Source organism: Halomarina litorea (assembly GCF_024227715.1).
Taxonomy (GTDB): domain Archaea; phylum Halobacteriota; class Halobacteria; order Halobacteriales; family Haloarculaceae; genus Halomarina; species Halomarina litorea.
Map to the genome: position 1 here is coordinate 2,939,603 of NZ_CP100448.1, position 19,367 is coordinate 2,958,969.

The 19,367-nt window shown below is 70.4% G+C and carries 24 protein-coding genes; 14 read left to right on the forward strand and 10 right to left on the reverse strand.

Going from position 1 to position 19,367, the window contains the following annotated elements:
• Together NKG96_RS16170 and NKG96_RS16175 are read left to right on the forward strand one after the other, a co-directional pair.
• Positions 1-825 carry an MBL fold metallo-hydrolase gene (locus NKG96_RS16170; RefSeq protein WP_254536206.1) on the forward strand — a complete coding sequence of 275 codons (825 nt, stop codon included), beginning with the start codon at positions 1-3 and terminating at the stop codon, positions 823-825.
• A 69-nt stretch (positions 826-894) separates the two neighbouring features.
• Entirely contained in the window at positions 895-1,401 is a 507-nt protein-coding gene (locus NKG96_RS16175; RefSeq protein ID WP_254536207.1) for a phosphoribosyltransferase family protein, read from the forward strand.
• A gap of 11 nt (positions 1,402-1,412) precedes the next feature.
• On the opposite strand, the gene NKG96_RS16180 is transcribed toward NKG96_RS16175, so the two are convergent.
• The gene (locus NKG96_RS16180) at positions 1,413-2,375 is read right to left on the reverse strand and encodes a DUF5787 family protein (protein WP_254536208.1); all 963 of its coding nucleotides are present in this window, start codon (positions 2,373-2,375) and stop codon (positions 1,413-1,415) included.
• Between the two features lie 89 nt (positions 2,376-2,464).
• Positions 2,465-2,593 carry a hypothetical protein gene (locus NKG96_RS20940; RefSeq protein ID WP_256558097.1) on the reverse strand — a complete coding sequence of 43 codons (129 nt, stop codon included), beginning with the start codon at positions 2,591-2,593 and terminating at the stop codon, positions 2,465-2,467.
• Between the two features lie 302 nt (positions 2,594-2,895).
• On the opposite strand from NKG96_RS20940, the gene NKG96_RS16185 reads away from it, so the two are divergent.
• The 8 genes from NKG96_RS16185 to NKG96_RS16220 all read left to right on the forward strand — a co-directional run bounded on the left by NKG96_RS16185 (position 2,896) and on the right by NKG96_RS16220 (position 7,920).
• The gene (locus NKG96_RS16185; RefSeq protein WP_254536209.1) at positions 2,896-4,128 is read left to right on the forward strand and encodes a translation initiation factor IF-2 subunit gamma; all 1,233 of its coding nucleotides are present in this window, start codon (positions 2,896-2,898) and stop codon (positions 4,126-4,128) included.
• A 19-nt stretch (positions 4,129-4,147) separates the two neighbouring features.
• Positions 4,148-4,498 carry a PIN domain-containing protein gene (locus tag NKG96_RS16190; RefSeq protein WP_368409262.1) on the forward strand — a complete coding sequence of 117 codons (351 nt, stop codon included), beginning with the start codon at positions 4,148-4,150 and terminating at the stop codon, positions 4,496-4,498.
• A gap of 1 nt (position 4,499) precedes the next feature.
• On the forward strand, positions 4,500-5,069 hold the full coding sequence (locus tag NKG96_RS16195) for a DNA-directed RNA polymerase (protein ID WP_254536211.1): 570 nt from the start codon (positions 4,500-4,502) through the stop codon (positions 5,067-5,069).
• 2 nt (positions 5,070-5,071) lie between these two features.
• Positions 5,072-5,269 (forward strand): transcription elongation factor subunit Spt4, encoded by a 198-nt coding sequence (gene spt4 / locus NKG96_RS16200; protein ID WP_254536212.1) that lies wholly within the window; start codon positions 5,072-5,074, stop codon positions 5,267-5,269.
• Complete coding sequence (locus tag NKG96_RS16205) at positions 5,269-5,799, forward strand: GTP-dependent dephospho-CoA kinase family protein (protein WP_368409263.1); 531 nt, start codon at positions 5,269-5,271, stop codon at positions 5,797-5,799. Before spt4 ends, NKG96_RS16205 begins: the two co-directional genes overlap by 1 nt.
• 81 nt (positions 5,800-5,880) lie before the next feature.
• Positions 5,881-6,195 carry a 30S ribosomal protein S24e gene (locus tag NKG96_RS16210; protein ID WP_254536213.1) on the forward strand — a complete coding sequence of 105 codons (315 nt, stop codon included), beginning with the start codon at positions 5,881-5,883 and terminating at the stop codon, positions 6,193-6,195.
• Complete coding sequence (locus tag NKG96_RS16215) at positions 6,196-6,330, forward strand: 30S ribosomal protein S27ae (protein ID WP_254536214.1); 135 nt, start codon at positions 6,196-6,198, stop codon at positions 6,328-6,330.
• A 6-nt stretch (positions 6,331-6,336) separates the two neighbouring features.
• Complete coding sequence (locus tag NKG96_RS16220; RefSeq protein WP_254536215.1) at positions 6,337-7,920, forward strand: bifunctional N(6)-L-threonylcarbamoyladenine synthase/serine/threonine protein kinase; 1,584 nt, start codon at positions 6,337-6,339, stop codon at positions 7,918-7,920.
• Between the two features lie 9 nt (positions 7,921-7,929).
• On the opposite strand, the gene NKG96_RS20975 is transcribed toward NKG96_RS16220, so the two are convergent.
• The 3 genes from NKG96_RS20975 to NKG96_RS16240 form a co-directional block, all read right to left on the reverse strand.
• Positions 7,930-9,489 carry an HAD-IIA family hydrolase gene (locus tag NKG96_RS20975; RefSeq protein ID WP_303651781.1) on the reverse strand — a complete coding sequence of 520 codons (1,560 nt, stop codon included), beginning with the start codon at positions 9,487-9,489 and terminating at the stop codon, positions 7,930-7,932.
• 61 nt (positions 9,490-9,550) lie between these two features.
• Complete coding sequence (locus tag NKG96_RS16235) at positions 9,551-10,426, reverse strand: glycerophosphodiester phosphodiesterase (RefSeq protein ID WP_254536216.1); 876 nt, start codon at positions 10,424-10,426, stop codon at positions 9,551-9,553.
• A 95-nt stretch (positions 10,427-10,521) separates the two neighbouring features.
• Positions 10,522-11,721 carry a CDP-glycerol glycerophosphotransferase family protein gene (locus NKG96_RS16240; RefSeq protein ID WP_254536217.1) on the reverse strand — a complete coding sequence of 400 codons (1,200 nt, stop codon included), beginning with the start codon at positions 11,719-11,721 and terminating at the stop codon, positions 10,522-10,524.
• Between the two features lie 161 nt (positions 11,722-11,882).
• Between NKG96_RS16240 and NKG96_RS16245 the strand changes: the two genes are divergently transcribed.
• The 3 genes from NKG96_RS16245 (at position 11,883) to NKG96_RS16255 (ending at position 13,496) form a co-directional block, all read left to right on the forward strand.
• Positions 11,883-12,149 carry a DUF5808 domain-containing protein gene (locus tag NKG96_RS16245; RefSeq protein ID WP_254536218.1) on the forward strand — a complete coding sequence of 89 codons (267 nt, stop codon included), beginning with the start codon at positions 11,883-11,885 and terminating at the stop codon, positions 12,147-12,149.
• Positions 12,150-12,297: 148 nt separating this feature from the next.
• Positions 12,298-12,945 (forward strand): non-canonical purine NTP pyrophosphatase, encoded by a 648-nt coding sequence (locus NKG96_RS16250; RefSeq protein WP_254536219.1) that lies wholly within the window; start codon positions 12,298-12,300, stop codon positions 12,943-12,945.
• Between the two features lie 320 nt (positions 12,946-13,265).
• On the forward strand, positions 13,266-13,496 hold the full coding sequence (locus tag NKG96_RS16255) for a hypothetical protein (protein ID WP_254536220.1): 231 nt from the start codon (positions 13,266-13,268) through the stop codon (positions 13,494-13,496).
• A 16-nt stretch (positions 13,497-13,512) separates the two neighbouring features.
• On the opposite strand, the gene NKG96_RS16260 is transcribed toward NKG96_RS16255, so the two are convergent.
• The 4 genes from NKG96_RS16260 to NKG96_RS16275 form a co-directional block, all read right to left on the reverse strand.
• Positions 13,513-14,013, reverse strand: a complete 501-nt coding sequence (locus tag NKG96_RS16260) for a DUF7384 family protein (RefSeq protein WP_254536221.1) — start codon at positions 14,011-14,013, stop codon at positions 13,513-13,515.
• A 147-nt stretch (positions 14,014-14,160) separates the two neighbouring features.
• Positions 14,161-15,111, reverse strand: a complete 951-nt coding sequence (locus tag NKG96_RS16265; RefSeq protein ID WP_254536222.1) for an ABC transporter ATP-binding protein — start codon at positions 15,109-15,111, stop codon at positions 14,161-14,163.
• Complete coding sequence (locus NKG96_RS16270) at positions 15,108-16,382, reverse strand: ABC transporter permease (RefSeq protein WP_254536223.1); 1,275 nt, start codon at positions 16,380-16,382, stop codon at positions 15,108-15,110. Before NKG96_RS16270 ends, NKG96_RS16265 begins: the two co-directional genes overlap by 4 nt.
• A gap of 52 nt (positions 16,383-16,434) precedes the next feature.
• Positions 16,435-17,574, reverse strand: coding sequence for an extracellular solute-binding protein (locus tag NKG96_RS16275; protein ID WP_254536224.1), 1,140 nt, complete (start codon positions 17,572-17,574; stop codon positions 16,435-16,437).
• 78 nt (positions 17,575-17,652) lie between these two features.
• On the opposite strand from NKG96_RS16275, the gene NKG96_RS16280 reads away from it, so the two are divergent.
• On the forward strand, positions 17,653-18,348 hold the full coding sequence (locus tag NKG96_RS16280; protein ID WP_254536225.1) for a TOBE domain-containing protein: 696 nt from the start codon (positions 17,653-17,655) through the stop codon (positions 18,346-18,348).
• 5 nt (positions 18,349-18,353) lie between these two features.
• Here NKG96_RS16280 and NKG96_RS16285 read toward each other — a convergent pair whose 3' ends face one another.
• Entirely contained in the window at positions 18,354-19,226 is an 873-nt protein-coding gene (locus NKG96_RS16285) for a dihydrodipicolinate synthase family protein (protein WP_254536226.1), read from the reverse strand.
• Positions 19,227-19,367 lie beyond the last annotated feature (141 nt).

A 19,367-nucleotide genomic window follows, 5' to 3' on the forward strand; every position in this document is an offset into this window, starting at 1 on the left:
ATGGAGGTCACGCTCCTCGGCACGGGCGATACGACGGGGACGCCGACGGCGGGGTGTGACTGCGACACCTGCCGTGCCGCCGAGGAGCGTGGCGTGGAGCGCTCGCGGTTCTCGGTCCACGTCCGCAACGAACGGACCGACGAGTCCCTCCTGCTCGATTTCAGCCCCGACTTTCGCTACCAGTTCCTCCGCGACGACCCGCCCCTGCCGGACGCCGCCGTCGTCACGCACATCCACTTCGACCACCTCGACGGCCTCGGGAACGTCTACCGCCTGCTCGACTCCCTCCCGGTCCACGCCGCCGACGAGACGGACCCGAAGACCGGCGAGAGCGTCGCGGGGACGGTGTCGAGCAAGTTCGACTACCTCGACCGCATCAGCGTCCACCCCGAGGCCCCCTTCGAACCCTTCGATGTCTGCGGGTTCGAGGTGACCCTCGTCCCCGTCGACCACCCGCCGCTGGTCTGCTACGGGCTGACCGTCGAGGACCCCGAGACGGGCGCGAAACTCGCGCTCTCGGGGGACACGAGCTACGACGTGCCGCCCGACTCCCGCGAGCGGTTGGCGGGCGCGGACCTCCTGTTGGCGGACGGCATCGTCCCCGCGCGCCTCTGCGAGTACCACCCGCTCGGCGGGAGCCACGAGGACGGCGAGGGCGTCCCGCGGACCTTCGGCACCAAGCACATGACCTTCGAGGGGGCGCGGGCGCTGGCCGACGACCTCGACGCGAGCGAGTACCGACTCGTCCACGTCTCACACTTCCCGACGCCGGAGGAGGCGTTCGGCGACGACCTCGCGGTCGACGGCGAGACGTTCACGCTGTAGGGTCGGTCACGGGTGGAGACCCGACGCCACCGCCGGAGACGCTACGTCCGCACCCGCCCTCAGGAGCGTATGCACTATCGCTACTACCACGAGCGCCTGAACACGGACGCCATCGGGCGCTACGACGTGACGCCCCTGTTCGCCGACGGGGAGGTCTTCGCGAACCTCGTGGAGGACCTCCTCGCGCCCGCGCCCGAGGCCACCACCCACGTCGTCGGCATCGAGGCACTCGGGTTCGTCCTCGGCGGGGCCGTCGCCCGCGCGGGCGGGTTCGGCTTCGTCCCGGTCAGGAAGGGCGGGAAGCTTCCACTCCGCGACGAGGAGGTCCTCCGCCGGTCGCTGACGGACTACTCGGGCGAACGGAAGACGCTCGAACTCGCCCGTGCCCTCGTCGACGGCGGCACGCGGGCGTTTCTCGTCGACGACTGGGTAGAGACCGGCGCGCAGATGACGGCCGCGACGGACCTCGTCGAACGCGCTGGGGGCGAGGTGGTCGGTGTGAGCGTCCTCCGGGCACACCGCGACGAGCGGACGCGGGACCTCTTCGAGCGATACGACGTCCACACCATCGGGTGAGCGGGGCGTGGTCAGCGAAACCGGTCGAGGCCGGACTGCCGGTGCGCGACGCCCGCCGGGTCGCGCACCCACGGTGAGTGACGGGCCCGGTGCGCGTCGACGTCCACCGCCGGGGCGGGCGGCCCGTCACTCGTCGGGGACGCACACGAACACGGGTCCGGCCCGCCCACGATGCGCCCCTCGCGGGGACAGAAGGGGACGCCGCCGACGCCCGCTACCGGGCGGTCCTCGACGTGCGGGCAGTCGGGGAACGAGACGCGCCAGCCCTTCCCGTAGGCGCGTTCGGCCACCCGGCGTCGGAGGCGGGGCTTCTCGCTCGCGGGGACGACGACTACGTCCGTCCGCGTCGGCGTCTCCTCGACCACCTCGACGCCCGCCGCCCCCGAATCGAGGGGCGTCGCCTCCCGAACCACCTCGTACTCCCCGGTGTCGGCGTCGACGCGCCAGACGCCGACCACCTCGGGGATGCGATTCAGGTGCGCGCCCGTGACGTAGGACTCGGTGGCGAGGACCACCTCGTCGAGGACGCCGAGCGAGACGTCCTTTCGCAGTTGGGTGGTCAGGTCGCCGGGCGAGGAGAGGTCGGGCTTGTTCTCGATGCCGACGAGGCGAGAGAACCACCCCTCGGGGTAGCGCGTCGTCTGGCGGACGTACTCGCGCCCGCCGCGCCGTTCGCGTTCGAAAAAGCCCACCTCGACGGCCCGGTCGACCACCTCGCGGGCGTACTCCGGCGAGTAGTCCAGACAGTCCCTCCAGAACCGCGCGCGCCCGGTGCCCACGTCGGCCGCGATGGCCGCGTCGGGGATGATCTCGGCCGTGATGCGCGTCCGCGCGTCGAACTCGGGGCCGGGGTCGACGACCACCGTATCGACCACCCGCCGACCCCGCGTGCCGGTCCCGAGTTGGCGCGCGACGAGGTGGCCCTCGCTCTCCAGACGGGCACACAGCGCCATCTCGAAGGCGAACTCGCGCACGGCGGAGGTAGGGAGGTCGGCGAGAAAAGGGCCGCGCTCGGCGGCGGCGGGCCGCTCCCGACGGCCGACGCCCGGGACGCCGGGCCGCCCTACGAGTCGACCGTCTCGGTACTGACGGGAATCTCCATCCCCGACGGTTCGTCCTCCGCGCTCCGACGTGCGAGCAACCCCAGTGCGCCGAGGGCCACCAGCACCCCGACCGGACGCAGACGTGTCATGTTCTCCCGCACGGAACCCCCGCTAATAGTCGTTCTGCCGCCGTCTGACGTCCGTTCGACGGCCGTCGTTCACCACTGCACGTTCGGGAGTGTCAGGTCGAGAGTCAGTTTCTCGGGGTCGGTCCGCACTGGTTCCCGCTCGCATGCGCTCTACTCCCGTTCGCTCGCTCTGCTCGCTCACGGGAATCGCGTGAGAACGGAGTTCTCACTGATTCTGTGTCCCTCCCTCGCTACGCTCGGTCGCTCCACAGAACAGCAACTTTAAATCCATCACGGGATGACTTCCCCCTATTACTCTCGACATGACAGGGAACACCCGACAACCGGAGGTGAACATCGGTCTCGTTGGCCACGTCGACCACGGTAAGACGACGCTGGTGCAGGCGCTGAGTGGCGAGTGGACCGACCAGCACTCCGAGGAGATGAAACGCGGAATCTCGATTCGCCTCGGCTACGCCGACGCGACGTTCCGACGGTGCCCTGGCATGGACGAGCCGGAGTGTTACACCGTCGAGGAGGAGTGCCCGAACGGCGAACCGAGCGAGCACCTGCGCACGGTGTCGTTCGTCGACGCCCCGGGCCACGAGACGCTGATGGCGACGATGCTCTCGGGCGCGTCCATGATGGACGGCGCAGTCCTGCTGGTGGCGGCCAACGAACCCGTCCCGCAGGCCCAGACCGCAGAACACCTGATGGCGCTCGACATCATCGGCATCGACAACATCGTCATCGCCCAGAACAAGGTCGACCTCGTCGACACCGACCAGGCTCGCCGCAACTACGAGCAGATACAGGAGTTCGTCGAGGGCACGGTGGCCGAGGACGCCCCCGTGGTGCCCATCTCGGCCCAGCAGGAGGTCAACATGGACCTCCTCATGCAGGCCATCGAGGAGGCCATCCCGACGCCCGAACGCGACCCGGACGCCGACGCGCGGATGCAGGTCGCCCGCTCGTTCGACATCAACCGCCCCGGCACGACGTTCGACAAACTGATGGGCGGCGTCCTCGGGGGTAGCCTCACGCAGGGTCGCCTCCACGTCGACGACGAGATAGAGCTCCGACCGGGCCGACAGGTCGAGGAGGGCGGCCAGACGGAGTACCGCCCCATCACGACCACGATTCGGTCGCTGCAGGCCGGCGGCGACCTGCTGGACGAGGTGGGTCCCGGTGGCCTGCTGGGCGTCGGGACGGGCCTCGACCCCTCGCTGACGAAGGGCGACGCGCTGGCCGGACAGGTCGCCGGACCGCCGGGCAGTCTCCCGCCCGCGTGGAACGCCTTCGAGATGGACGTCGAACTGCTCGACCGACTCGTCGGGAGCGAGGACGACATCGAGCCCATCTCGACGGGCGAACCGCTCATGCTCACGGTCAACACGGCCACGACGGTCGGGTCGGTCACGAGTGCCCGCGAGGGCGAGGCGGAGGTGCAGTTGAAGCGACCCGTCTGTGCGGCCGAGGGCGCGAAAATCGCCATCAACCGCCGGGTCGGGACGCGCTGGCGGCTCATCGGCGTCGGGACGCTGACGGGAGAATAGGGACGCTATGCGAGTCGCCATGGACACCAGCGCGCTGATGTTGCCGGTCGAGGCCGGCGTCCGCGTGTTCGACGAACTCGACCGCCTGCTCGGCACGTACGAGTGTGTCGTGCCGCGCGCGGTGCTCCTGGAACTCGAGAAGCTCTCGGCGGGCGGCGGCGAGGAGGCGACGGCCGCGTCGGTCGGTCGCGACCTCGCCGAGCGGTGTGAAGCGGTCGAGACGGAGGCGACGTACGCCGACGACGCGCTCGTCGAACTCGCCGAACGCGGCGCGTGCGACTACGTGGTCACGAACGACGGCCCCCTGCGTGACCGCCTCCCCGTCGAAGCAATCGGTATAAGGGGCCGGAACAAACTCGAAATCCACTAGAATGTACAAGAGGGTCAGACTACGCGACACGGTCGAGGTGCCCCCGCGGTTCCTCGCGGATGTCTCGGACCAGTTGGTGAAGGAACTCCTGCAGGACAAACTCGAAGGGCGGGTGGACGAGGACGTCGGGTCCATCGTCTCCGTCGTCGACGTCGTCGACATCGGCGACGGGTCGGTGCTGCCCGGTCAACCCGGCGTCTTCTACAACGCGACGTTCGACGCGCTCACCTTCGACCCCCAGATGCAGGAGGTCGTCGACGGCGAGATCGTCGAGGTCGTCAACTTCGGGGCGTTCGTCGGTATCGGCCCCGTCGACGGCCTGCTCCACGTCTCGCAGATCTCCGACGAGTACCTCGCGTTCGACGAGGAGGGCCAGCAACTCGCCTCCCGCGAGTCCAATCAGGCCATCGGCGTCGGGGACGCGGTCCGCGCGCGCATCGTCACGAAGAGCATCGACGAGCGCAACCCGCGGGACTCGAAGATCGGGCTGACCGCGAAACAGCCCGGGCTGGGCAAGCACGGCTGGCTCAAGAAGAAACGCGAGCAGGAAGAAGCCACGGCGGGTGAGTGACGATGGCGACCCGACTCGTCTGTCGTGAGTGCCACCGCGTCCAGGAGGCCGGCGAGGAGCAGTCCTGCGTGGTCTGTGGGTCCACCTCGCTGACCGAGGACTGGGCCGGGTACGTCGTCATCGCCCACCCCGAGACCTCCGAAATCGCCCGCGAGATGGACGTGACCGAACCCGGCGCGTACGCCCTGAAGGTCAGATAGTGCTCGACCTGCCGACGGCGCTCCGCGCCGAACTGAAAGACCCCGTCGGCCCGGTGTACACCGACCCCGTCGCCCTCCTCGCGGAGGCGGGCCGACCGCTCGTCAGCGTCGGCGACGTCGTCACGGAGTACCTCCTGCGCGAGACGACCCCCCATGTGGCGCTCGTCGACGGCATGACCAAGCGGACCGCCCTCGACGAGGAGGTCGACCGTTCGGCGTTCGACCGCGAGGTGCACGTCGAGAATCCCGCGGCAACCCTCTCGTCGGACCTCCTCGAAGCGCTCGTCGACGCGCTCCGGTCCGACGAGTCGACGGTCATCGTCGTCGACGGCGAGGAGGACCTCGCGGCGGTTCCCGCCATCGCCGTCGCGCCCGAGGGGTCGAGCGTCGTCTACGGCCAACCCGACGAGGGGATGGTGCTGGTGACCGTCGGCCCGGAGACGCGCGCCGCGATGCGCGCGTTCCTCGCCCGGATGGAGGGCGACCGGGCGGGGGCGTGGCGCGCCCTCGGCATCGACCCCGACCCCTGAGACCGCCCGTCGCCCGCGACGGCGAGTAGGCGCTTCGAAATCCTTTTAGCCGCAACGAGAGGAATTACGGCCAACGTAACCATGGAAGTCACCATCATCGAGGAGGAGGAGAACCCGATGTTGCACCGAAGCGACGTTCGCTTCGAGGTCACCCACGAGGAGGCGACGCCCTCCCGCCTCTCCGTCCGGGACTCGCTCGCCGCCAAACTGAACAAGGACGCCGACGAGGTCGTCATCCACACGCTGGACACCAAGTTCGGCATGCGCAAGACGGTCGGCTACGCGAAGGTGTACGACTCGCCCGAGGACGCCCGCGACGTCGAACAGGAGTACATGCTCGAGCGCAACAAGATCGGCATGGACGAGGAGGCCGAACCCGAGGCGGAGGAAGCGTAGATGCCCCGCCACGAGTACTACGACGACGACGGCACGACCGAGAAGAAGCAGTGCCCCCGGTGTGGCGACACCTTCCTCGCGGAACACGACGACCGGTTCCACTGCGGGAAGTGCGCCTACACCGAGTGGAAGTAGGGTAGCGTGCGCGTCCTCGGTATCGAAGGGACGGCGTGGGCCGCGAGTGCGGCCGTCCACGACGCCGAGGCGGACGACACGACGATTCTCACCGACGCCTACGAACCCGACAGTGGCGGCATCCACCCGCGCGAGGCCGCAGAACACATGCGCGAGGCCATTCCCGCCGTCGTCCGGGAGGCCCGCGACCGCGCGGACGACGACATCGACGCCGTCGCGTTCTCGCGGGGGCCGGGACTCGGTCCCTGCCTGCGCATCGTCGGGACGGCCGCTCGCGCGAGCGCTCAGACACTCGACGTCCCCCTCGTCGGAGTCAACCACATGCTCGCGCACCTCGAAATCGGGCGGCACACCGCCGGCTTCGACTCCCCCGTCTGTCTGAACGCCAGCGGCGCGAACGCCCACCTGCTCGGCTTTCACAACGGCCGCTACCGGATGCTCGGCGAGACGATGGACACGGGCGTCGGCAACGCCATCGACAAGTTCACCAGACACGTCGGGTGGTCCCACCCCGGCGGCCCGAAGGTCGAGTCGAACGCGAACGGGGGCGAGTACATCGACCTGCCGTACGTCGTCAAGGGGATGGACTTCTCCTTCTCGGGCATCATGAGCGCCGCGAAGGAGGCCTACGACGACGGCGAGTCCGTCGCCGACGTCTGTTTCTCCCTGCAGGAACACGTCTTCGGGATGCTCGCCGAAGTCTCGGAGCGGGCGCTCTCGCTGACGGGCAACGACGAACTCGTCCTCGGGGGCGGGGTGGGCCAGAACGCCCGCCTGCAGGCGATGCTCCGCGAGATGTGCGAGCAACGCGGCGCGTCGTTCCACGCCCCCGAACCCCGGTTCCTGCGGGACAACGCCGGGATGATAGCGGTCCTCGGCGCGCGGATGGCCGAGGCGGGCGACACCGTCGCCGTCTCCGACTCGCGGGTGCTGCCGAACTACCGGCCCGACGAGGTGGACGTGACGTGGCGCGCCGACGAGGACGTGGCCCGCGAGACGAGCGTCGGGACCCAGCGCGGGGCCGAGGCGGCGGTCCGACGGGTGGGCGACGCCAGCGTCGAGAAGGCGCGCGCACCGAAGGTCTACCGCCACCCGGAACTGGACGACAGACTGCGTCGCGAGCGCACCCGCGGGGAGGCCCGCCTGCTCCACGACGCCCGGAAACTCGGCGTCTCCACGCCGGTCATCCGGGACGTCGACCCCCGCGAGGCCACCCTGACGCTCGAACACGTGGGCGCGTCCGACCTCGGGGAGTCGCTCTCCGAGGGCGCCGTCGGGGCGGTCGGTCGCCACCTCGCGACGCTCCACGGCGCGGGACTGGTCCACGGCGACCCGACGACGCGTAACGTCCGCGTCTCGGGGGCCGACGCCAGCGAGCGCGTGTGGCTCATCGACTTCGGCCTCGGCTTTCACTCCTCGCACGTCGAGGACTACGCGATGGACCTCCACGTCTTCGAACAGTCGCTGGCCGGGACGGCCCGCGACCCCGCGCCACTGCTCGGCGCCTTCGAGGCAGCCTACCGCGAGGCGGGCGACCCGCGGGTGGTCGCCCAACTACGGGAGATAGAGGGGCGCGGGCGCTACCAGTGAGTCGCGTGGTCAGTCGTTGCTCACGGTGTTGCTAACGCGCACCTCGCCGTCCGCGTCGTCGGCGTACGAGAGGAGGTCACCGACCGTGTCGACGATGACGGAAGGCTGGACCGCGCTGGTGGCGATGTCCGCCCGCGTCGCCTCGCCCGTGAGTACGCAGGCCGACAGACAGCCCACCCGTTCGGCCATCGATATCTCCGTCGATAGGCGGTCGCCGACGACGGCGACGTCCTCGGGGGCGATACCGTCGGTCTCGAGAATGTGGGAGACCATCGCGGGGTCCGGCTTGCCGAAGACGCGCGTCGGTTCGCGGCCGGTCGCCGTCTCCAGGAGCGCTCCGATAGCCCCGCAGTCCGGCACGAAGCCCTCCGGCGTCGGGCAGACGGTGTCCCCGTGGGCGAGGAGGAACTCGGCACCCTCGCGGATGGCGAGGGTCGCCCGCCGGACCTTCTCGTAGGTGAGTTCGCGGTCGAACCCCACCACGACGTACTCCGGGTCGTCCTCCTCGACGGCGAACCCCCGGTCTGCCAGGGCGTCCCGCATCGCCGACGTCCCGACGACGTAGAGGCGCTCGGCCCCTCGCGCTTCCAGGTAGGCGATGACGCCGTCCGTCGAGAGGACGACATCCTCGGGGGCGGCCGGGATACCGAGTGCGGTCAGCTTCCTCGCGTACTCCGGTTTCCAGGCCGAGGAGTTGTTCGAGAGGAAGTAGACGTCGACGCCGGCCGCCCGGAGGGCCTCGACGACGTCCGCGGCCCCGTCGAGGAGGGTATCGCCGAGGTAGAGCGTCCCGTCGAGGTCGAAGAAGACTGCCTCCTTGTCGGTCAGCGAGAACGACCCGAACGTCCGGTCGGCGGCCCGAAGGTCTACCATGTCGTCGACCTCCACCCAGCGCGCACCGCCGATGTCGACGGGGGCGACCTCGCACTCGCCGAGGACCGCGTCGATGGCCACCTCGGCCCAGGCGTCGTACTGTCCATCGTCGAGGAGTCGGCCCCCCCGGTCGAACAGGCGGGTCGAGAACTCCCGGGAGAAGCGGTAGGCGTCGATGGAGACGGCGCTCGCGGCTTCCGGCGGGACGTCCTTGGCGATGTGGTCGACGTGGCCGTCTCCGTCGGTCGTCACCTTCATCGCCTCCTCGGAGTAGGTCCCGTAGTCACACGCGATGGCGCTGTCGGCGTCGCTGTCGAGGAGCGTCTCGACGACACAGGGGTCGAACACGACGTCGCCGTTGCTCAGGAGGAACGGTTCGCCGGCGAGTTCCTCCCGGGCCTGGTACAGCGAGAACAGGTTGTTCGTGTTGGCGTATCGGTCGTTCTCGACGACCGAGACGGAGAGGTCCTCGCGGCTGGCGGCGACCTCCTCGCAGACCGCTCGCGCCCGGTCGGGGAGATAGCCGACGACGACGACGACGTTCGACACCCCGGCGTCGGCGTAGGCGTGGAGCTGATGGCCGAGGATCGGGGTCCCGGCGACGGGGATACACCCCTTCGGGACGTCGAGGGTGACCGGCCGGAGCCGGGAGCCGATGCCTGCAGCGAGGACGACGGCAGTGTCGACTTCCTCCATTTACCCACCGAAGGGTCGAGTCGATTTAGTCGTGTTCCCTGCAACACAACTCGATTCGTTCCTACCGGACCATCGTATCGAGGGGAACGTCGGTGATGAGGCCGTCGACGGCGGTTCCCGCGAACGCGGCAGCGTGCTCCGGCGTCTCGATGGTCCAGACGTTGACCAGACGCCCCTCCCGGTGGGCGCGGGCGACGACATCGACCGGTTCGTACGGACCGGCGACGTACGCCTCGTCGAACAGGGGCGTCCCCGGAACCATGTTCCGAGGGACGTGGACCGCCTCGCAGTCGTGTCTGCGGGCGACGGTGAAGCCGTCCTCGATGGAGTCCGAGAGGACGGCGGCGAGCGGAACGTCGGGGTCGGCGTCGCGGACCGCACCGAGCGCACCTTCGAAGAACGAGGAGACGAGGAGGTCGTGGCCGGAGGCCCCGACGAGGGCGAGCACCCGGTCGACGAACGGGCGCCAGTCCCGCCGACTCCGCTTGAGGGCGTCTTGGGTGAGGAGTCCCTCGGGCCCCGGGTCGACGCCGGGGTGTTTGAGTTCGGCGTTCAGCGCCACCGACGCGGGAAGCGCTTCGACGACCTCTTCGAGGAGCGGTATCGGCTGGCCGCTGTCGAGGACGTCGAGCGACCGCAGTTCGTCGAGCGGGGTCTCCCAGACCGCCTGACCCTGTCGCGACGGGTCGGCGTCCGTCACCCGGTCGAGGGTCCCGTCGTGGAAGACGACAGGGACCCCCTCGGCGCTCGGCATCACGTCGATTTCGACCATCCCGGCCGACGGGACCGATCCGCCCGTGGTCGAACCGCGCACCGCCTCGAGCGTGTTCTCCGGGAACACGCCCGCGAACCCCCGGTGAGCGATGGTGGTGAAACCCCCGTCGCCGGGCGAATCAGGAGGAGCGCCCGACGTCACAGTCGAGTCAGCGCGCTGCATCAACCGGAGAGAACACGCACGGCGTATTAAGAGTCACTACTACGAGTATGTCCTGATTCCCCGCTAGACTGTGCGCTAGTTTGACAGGGGGAGCGCTACTGGTCGCGTTCTCGACCGGAGAGTGCCCGGACGGCCTCGAAGACCGTCGCCGACCGCGACCCGGTCGCGTCGACGAGAAACGCCTCCCGCAGCGCGCTCCGGCGGGCCGCGTACGGGTCGGCCTCGATGGCGTCGGTGAGGCGGGCGAGAAGCGAGTCGGTGTCGACCGCGACCGGACCGGGAACGAACGTCTCGTAGTCGTAGTAGAACCCCCGCTCCGCCCGGTAGGTCTCGAGGTCCGGCGCGTAGAACACGACCGGGCGGTCGAGCAGGAGGAAATCGAGGAACACCGACGAGTAGTCGGTGACGAGGACGTCGAAGGCGTCCAGTAGCGGGTAGACGTCGTCGACCCCCTCCAGCGTCGAGACGTGGTCGAGGCCGTCGACGGACGAGACTCGCTCGAACGGGTGGGGCTTGACGAGGAGTCTGGCACCGACGGCGTCCAGGCGGCGGTCGACCGCCTCGAAGTCGACGCGGTCTGCGAGGTCTGCGCCCGGTTCACGGAAGGTCGGCAGGTAGAGGACGAGCGGTCCGTCCGCCCCCGCGGCGGCGAGTCGCTCCTCGACGTCCGGGTCGGACGTGGGGTCCTCGTCCGGACCGGCCCCCACCAGCGGGTCGTGGCGAGGGTAGCCGAGCACCCGGATGCGGTCAGGCGAGACGCCGAGGCCGGTGTGGAACTGGTGGACGGCCATCGGGGACGGGACGACCAGCGCGTCGAACCGGCGTGCGAGCGCGCGGTGGGCCCAGCGGACCACACGAGGGGCCCGTCGCAGTTCCGCGTCGAACCCGATGGTCTTGACGGGGAGCCCGTGCCACAGGTTGACCAGCGTCGCTCCGCCGATGGCCCCGGTGCCCACGTCGCGCGGTCCGTGTGTCACCACCGCGACGCCGGCCCGCAGTCGGAGCCACGTCCCCCGGACCGACCGGACGCGGTGGGCGTCGTAGCCCGCCTTGCGGAGCGCAGTCACCGTCTCGCGGTCCTTCGAGAGCCACACGGCCCTCACCTCGGGGACACCCTCTGCGTGGAGGAAGAGGTACTTCGCGTTGTCGACGAACCCCGAACCGAGTCCGGCACCGAACACCCAGAGGTCCGGGTCGCGCGCGTAGAACCGTGAGAGGAACGCCGTCACCGCGTGGCGAAGCACCCTGAACAACAGCGACGCGTGGTCGTACCACCGGCGAGTCCTGTCGGTCATCCCTGTCCGGTCCGAGGGGAGAGCGGCGAATAAGTGGGTGGGGGAGTCGCCGTCGACGGGGACGGACGGGACCCGCGCTCGGAGACGTTCGGGACTGTCCGGTCGCTACGCGCGTCGAGTCGGTGGCAAACGACTTAACGGACCCCGACGTATCGGCGCGCATGGTTGATAAGCCACAGACCGGAGAGATATTCGGCGTCCCGTACAACTTCGACCGGCCCAGTCTCGGGCGCATGCTCTCGTCGTACTGGCGGCCCGGCGAGGGGATGCTCGTCGAGAAGCCCTTCGGCGTCGGCTACACCCTGAACCTCGCTAACTGGCGCTCGTGGCTCGTCCTCGGACTCGCCGGCGCCCTCTACTACCAGGAGCGCAGCGGCGACACCGACACTCGCGACGAGGACGAACCGGTCGAAGTCATCGTCGACTGAGGACCGCTCGCGCCGTTTTCAGGGTGACCCTCGGCCCGTAGCCCGCCGACCGGACCACGCTCGCCGGTCCGCTCGCCCGTTCGCGGTCCTCGCTCCGCTCGGACCACGCTTTCGCCACCCCTTTTCTCTCAGCCCACTCAGAGCGCGTATGCTCAGCTACGTCACCACCAACCCCGGCAAGGTCCGCGAGGCCGAACAGTACCTGGAGGAGGTCCGGGCGGTCGACTTCGACTACACGGAGATTCAGGCCTCCGAACTCGGTCCCATCGCCGCCCGCGGCGCCCGCGAGGCGTTCGCCCACGTCGGCGGCCCGGTCATCGTCGACGACGCCGGCCTGTTCGTTGACGACCTGGACGGCTTCCCCGGCCCCTACTCGGCGTACGTCGAGGACACCCTCGGCGTCGAGCGGGTGGGCGAACTGGCGCGACAGGAGGGCACGCTCCGCGCGCACTTCCGGTGTGTCATCGCCTACTGCGACGGCGAGGGGTTCGCCGCGACGCCCGAACCCGTCGACCGGGGCGAACGGCGGGGGCAGGACCTCGCGGCGGACGACCGCGCGACGGCCAGCACCGACGACACCGTCGACGCCGGCGACGTCCCCGTCAAACTGTTCGAGGGGTCGGTCCCGGGGCGCATCGTCGAACCGCGCGGCGAGGGCGGGTTCGGCTACGACCCCATCTTCGAGCACGACGGGGAGACGCTCGCCGAGATGAGCACCGAGGAGAAGAACGCCGTCTCACACCGCGGGCGTGCGCTCGCGAAGTTTGGGGAGTGGTTCCAAGCGCGAACGCAGTGAGCGCTTGGAACGAGACGAGACGCAGCGCGAGCGGAGCGAGCGACCGTCTCGGCATAGTTCGCCGAGCGCCAGCGAGGCGAGGGGGTTCGCTTGCGAACGCGAACGCAGTGAGCGCTTGGAACGAGACGAGACGCAGCGCGAGCGGAGCGAGCGACCGTCTCGGCATAGTTCGCCGAGCGCCAGCGAGGCGAGGGGGTTCGCTTGCGAACGCGAACGCAGTGAGCGCTTGGAACGAGACGAGACGCAGCGCGAGCGGAGCGAGCGACCGGTTCGGTTCGACGACCCACAGGGTTTTGTACTATCAGGAATCAGAGAATGTAATGCAGTTAGATACGGAGCGGGACGTCCGCCGGTTCTCGGGGGGCACCGTCGGTCTGGCGTGGCTGGTGTCGATGGCCGTCGTCGCCTGGGTGTTCGGCGTCACGACGTTCGACACGACGCTCCTCGCCGTCGGCGCGGTCACCATGACCGTCTCGTCGGCGGTGGGGTACGTCGTCCTCGTCCGGACGCTGGCGGGGGAACTCCTCGAAGCGACACCGGCGGGGCCGTAGAGCGGCCAACGGCGGCTCAGGCACGGGGGTCGCGATCCGGTCCGGGGTACGGTCCCCCGACGACCACCTCGTGGGCGTCGTCGGGGTCGAACAGGCGGGCGAAGGCGTCGGGGTGTTTGACGCTCGTCTCGACGCGCTCGCGGATGCTGGCGCCCGCCTTCGCGCTCCGCAGCGATTCGTCGAACGAGAGGACGTGGACCGCCTCGCCGCGGAAGGCCGTCGCCAGCGCCGGGTGGTCCCCAGGCGGGTGGTCGACGAGTTCGCAGAGCGCCGCACAGCGCTCACGCCAGTCGCGAGCGAGGCCGGCGTCCGCGAGCGACCGGACGACCGCCGCGGCGTCGTCGAGGAGCGGGTCGCTCGCGACGAGCGTCACCCAGGAGTGCGACCGGACGACGTCGAGCGCCTCGCGTGCACCGCCGCCCACGAGGAGGTCCGCCGCGAGGACGTCCGCGTCGGCGACGACGCGACCGAAGCGCTCGTCGGCCCCGTACTCCCTGTCGTCGGACTCGTCTCTCACGGTCAGTCCTCGCGCTCGCGGCGCTCGGCCAGCGCACGCTCCACGTCGTCGAGTGACACGTCGTAGCCGCCGGCGCGGTCGAACAGTCGCTCCCAGGAGTCCATGGCCACGATGGGACCGTGGGGGGCAAAGTCGTGGCGACTGGCCTCAGGTCCCGAAGACGACGGTGTGGGCCTCGGGGAAGGAGAGGCCGACGCGGTCGCCGACCGTCGGCGGGTCGGCGAGGTAGGCCGTGGCCGCGTGTCCCTCGCAGTCCAGCGTGACGCGCGCGCTCGCGCCCTCGCGGACGACCCGCGAGACGGTCGCGGGGACGCCGCCGTCCGCGGAGAGCCGGACGTGTTCGGGGCGGACCGCGAACTCGTCGGCGTCGACGCCCGCGAGCGACCCCGGGAGGACGTTCGCGCCGGTGAAGCGGGCGACGAACGCCGAGTCGGGGTGCTCGAAGACGTCCTCGACGGAGCCGGTCTGGACGATGCGGCCGTCGTGCATGACGGCGACGCGGTCGGCGAGCGCCCGCGCCGTCGTCCGGTTGTGGGTGACGTAGACGCTCGTCACGTCCGCGAGGGCGGCCGCGAGGTCCTGGCGGAGGGACTCGCGCGTGGGGACGTCGAGCGCCGAGAGGGGTTCGTCGAGCAGGAGCGCCTCGGGTCGCACCGCGAGCGCCCGGGCCAGCGCTACTCGTTGCGCTTCCCCGCCCGAGAGCGTCTCCGGCGTGCGCTCCGCGAGGTCGGCGACCTCGAGGTCCGCGAGCAGTCCGTCGGGGTCCCGCAGGTCGTCGTGGTAGCGCTCGCCGAAGGCGACGTTCTCGCGGACGGTCATGTGCGGGAACAGCGCGTAGTCCTGAAAGACGAAGCCGAACCCCCGCTTCTCGGGCGGGTGGTCGGTCAGGTCACGCCCACCGAGTTCGACGCGGCCCCCGTTGGCGTGGAGGCCCGCGACGGTTTCGAGGAGGAGCGTCTTGCCGCTCCCGCTCGGCCCGAGGACGACGAGGGTCTCGCCGTCCGCGACCGAGAGGTCGGCGACGACCTCGAAGGGGTCGGCGCCGGGGGCGGTGAACGTCGCCCTGACGGCGGCGTCGAGTGCACGACCCCCCGTCATGGTATCGCCTTCGAGGCCGCGTTCTCGCCGTCGTAGGCCACCCACCGGACGCTGAGGAAGATGACGACGCTCATCGCCAGCAGGATGAACCCGACGGCGCTCGACTCGGCGAGTGACCCCGCGGTGAACGTGTTGTAGATGAACACGGGAGCGTGCTGGCCGGTCACCGTCTCGCCCGCGGGCGGGTAGAAGAACTCCACGTTGTAGGCGACGATGGCCACCGCGCCGAACTCGGAGACCGACCGCGCCCACGCCAGCAGGCCGCCGGTGACGACGCCCCGCGCGGCGAGGGGCCCGGTCACGCGCCGGAAGGTCTCCGCGCTGTCGGCCCCGTGGACGCGGGCGGCGTACTCCAGTCGGTCGTCGACCGTCTCGAAGGCCTCGCGGGCGACGTTCACCGAGAACGGCGCGCTGACGAACGCCATCGCGAGCACCATCCCTGGCATCGCCGTCAGGATGGGCAGGTCGGGGAACACCCCACCCTCGCCGAAGCCGAAGAGGATGAGCAGACCCGCAACGGAGTGGGGCACCACGAGCGGGAGGTCGACGAGCGTCTCGACGATGCTCTGGCCGGGGAAACCACGCGCGAGGAGGTACGCCAGCGGGACGCCGAACGCGAGGGTGAACAGCGCCGCCAGCAGCGGCGCGTACACCGAGAGGTAGAGCATCTGGTGGACCGCCGGGTCGAGGGCCTTCTCGACGACCACCGCGAAGTCCTGGCGGGCGACGAACAGCGCCAGCGGGAGCGAGAGGGCGACCAGCAGGACGGTCCCGAGCGTCGAGGCGGCGACGCCGGCCCACTCGCCGTCGACGCCCGTCACCACCCCGGCGAGGACGACGGGGCCGACGACCAGCAGGACGAGCGCCCCGAGGAGCCACGCGGCGAGGGCGAGGACGGCCGTCGCGACGGTGGCGACGGCGACGCCGCGCCACACCTCGCCCGTCCCGACGACGGGACCGACGGCGGCGGTCAGCGCGACGGGGCCGGCGACGACGAGCCAGGAGCTCCCGAAGAGGTGGCCGACGCCCGCCGCGAGCGTCGCGCCGACGAGACAGGCGAGAAAGCCCCGCAGGCCGGCGGCGGGCGTGGCGACGAGGGCGGCGGCGCTCGCCAGCGCGAACAGCGCGTAGAGCGTCGGTCGCTCGACGGCGTAGGCGGCGGCGAACGCGAGCGTCTGGACGACGAGGACGGCGAGGACGACCGACCCGCGACCGAGCAGTCCGTCCGCGAGGTCCGGCGTCGCGTGGCCGGTCCCCTGAGAGGTCGTCATGCGTCGCTCGTGGTCGTCCGCGCGGCATGAACCTGCCGAGTCACGGGCACGGCTACAGTTCCAGCGGACCGAGGCTCTGTCTGGCCTCGGCGTTCTCCATCACGCGACTCGGTACCTGTTCTTTGGCCTCCTGCGGGACGACGGCGGGCTGGACGACCTCGAAGCCCGAGTCCTTGAGTATCTGCTCGCCGGGGCCGGTGATCATGTACTCGACCCAGCGCGCCCCGAGACCGGGAGCGGGCGCGACGCTCGGCACGGTGATGCCGTAGGCGATGGGCGCGCCGGTGAACGTCGTCCCGCCGGCTTGCACCTCCGCCTTCGAGTAGTGCTGAGCGTACTCCTGGGTGGCCTTCGAGAGATCCACCGACGGCTGGAAGTCCACCGTCTGGACGTCGTGGGTCGCCCCCGCCGACTGATACTCGAAGGCGTAATCGAGGCTTCCGGTCTGGAGCTGGGCGAGCAGCTCCGTCTCGGTCCCCGAGGTGACCTGTGCCTTCTCGATGAGGTTCTGGGACGTCTGCTCATCGTACAGCTGCTCGCCCTGGAAGGGGATGGCGCCGAGTTGCATCGTCATCACCGACCGGTAGCCGTTGGGGTCGACGGCGGGGTCGCTGTGGGCGACCGACACGTCGTCGCGGAGGAGAACCTCCCACCAGTTGTCTTGGCCGATGTCCTCGGACCCGGTCGACTGGTCGGTGTATGCAATGGTCATCGCGTTGGTCGCGAAGATGGCGTACCAGTTGCCGAACTCCGGCATGAGCATATCCCGAAGCAGCCGGAAGTCAGAGACGCCGAGGACGGACGCCTTCCGACCCTGTTCGGTGATCTTCTTCGTCGACCCGACCGACCCCTTGGCCTCGCGGTTGACCTGCACGCCGTACTTCTGCTCGAACTTCGGTTCGGCCGTCGAGAACGGCGGCGCGAGACTCCCCGCGTGGAAGACGGTCATCGAGTCGGCCAGGTCACCCTCGGCCGTCCCCTGCGACTCGTTGCCGCCAGAGCCGTTGCCCGACCCGTTGTCGCCGCCCATCGTCGTGGTCTCGTTGCCACCGGAGCCGTCGGTCGTCTCGTTGGAACCGCCCGACCCGTTGCCCCCGCCGTCGCCGCCCAGACAGCCCGCGAGGCCGGCGACGCCTGCGACACCCACGCCCTTCAGCAGTCGTCGTCGCGTCGTCCATCGTTGTTCCGACATCGGTACAGCGGCGTTCTCCCCTCTACGGTATAACGGTTGCGCCGTCGCGCTTTTGCGAGTCGGCCCCGGACGCGGCGTATGGACCCGGGTTTCGAGGCACGACTGCGGGCGGGCGACGTGACGTTCACGCCGCGGGACGCGACGCTGTTGCGAGCTATCGGGGAGACGGGGTCGCTCAACGCCGCCGCGGGCGAACTGGGCCGGTCGTACGCCCGGGCACACGGCCGACTGGGCGAACTGGAGACCGCCTTCGGGTCGCTCGTTGAACGTCACCGGGGCGGGTCCGGCGGCGGCGGGAGTCACCTCACGCCCGACGCCGAGCGCCTGCTGGCCCGGTTCGACCGACTCCAGAGCGCCTTCTCCGGTACCGCGAGCGCCGAGGAGACGGTCCTCACGGGGCGAGTCACCGGGCGGGAGGGCGAACTTGCCACCGTCGAGACGCCGGCCGGGACGGTCCGGGCGCTCGCGCCGCCGGCCGCCGACCGGGTGCAGGTGGCGGTGCGCGCCGACACCGTCACGCTCCACGCGACGAGCGAGGTACCCGACGAGGACGCGACGAGCGCGCGCAACCGCTTTGCGGGGACGGTCGTCGACATCGACCGGGGGGAGGCCGTCGCCCTCGTCTCGGTGGACGTGGGCGGCGACCGCCCGCTCGCGGCGCTGGTGACGATGGAGAGCGTCGAGCGACTCGGCCTCGCTCCCGGGCGGGAGGTCGTCGCCACGACGAAGGCGACGGCGACGCGGGCGACGCCGGCACCGGCCGTCGACGAGTAGCCGGGTTACTCCACGCGGCCGAGTGCGTCGTCGACGAGACCGGCGACGGTCTCGCGCGCCCCCTCGCTGGCGTCCGAGAACGGCCGCCGGGGGTAGCCCGCGGGCGCCCCGCGGTCCCGCATCCCCGCCTTCAGGCCGGGGATGCCGTACTCGGCGGTGACCATCTGGTCGAGTTCGACGAGGGACGCACTCAACTCGCGGGCGGCGTCGGGGTCGCCGTCGTAGCGGTCGTACACCGAACTCGCGGCCTCCGGGACGATGTTCGCCAGCGCGAGGATGCCCCCGTCGCCGCCGGCGTCGAGGGCGGGCCCGTACACCGACCCCACGCCGGTGACGAGGTCGAAGTCGGCGTCGGCGGTGGCCTGCCGCAGGCGCTGGAACGCCGTGATGTCGCCGCTGGAATCCTTCATCCCGTGGACGTTCCCGTGGTCCGCCAGTCGTCGCACCGTGTCCACCGAGAGCGACGCCCGGGCGAAGACGGGGACGTGGTAGAGGTAGACCGGGAGAGGACTCTCGTCGGCGAGGTCGCGGTAGTACGTCTCGAAGGCCGCCTGCCCGTGGTTGAAGTAGTAGGGCGTGACGACGAGGGCGGCGTCCGCGCCCGCGCTCGCGGCGTCCTCGGTCGCGGCGAGCGTCCGCCGATAGCCCGCGTAGCCGGTCCCCGCGAGCACTGGCACCGAGGCCGCGTCGGCCACCGTCTCGACGACCCGGGTGCGCTCGTCGGGCGTCAACAGCGGCGCCTCGCTGGTCGACCCGCAGGGGACGAGAAAGTCGACCCCCCGCGCTTCGACCCACGACACGAGGTCGGTGAGACGGTCGGTGTCGAGGGCACCACCCTCGTCGAACGGCGTCACGAGCGGCACTCCGGTTCCGTGCATGCGTGTCGCTATGCCGCCACACACATAGTCGTCCCGCCCGCCGTGACGGCGGCGACGGCGGGGACCCCGCGCGGCGGCATACGTCCGTCTGACGCGGATTTAAGTCGCGACCGGCACATGGCAGAACCGGGCGCGCGCTGC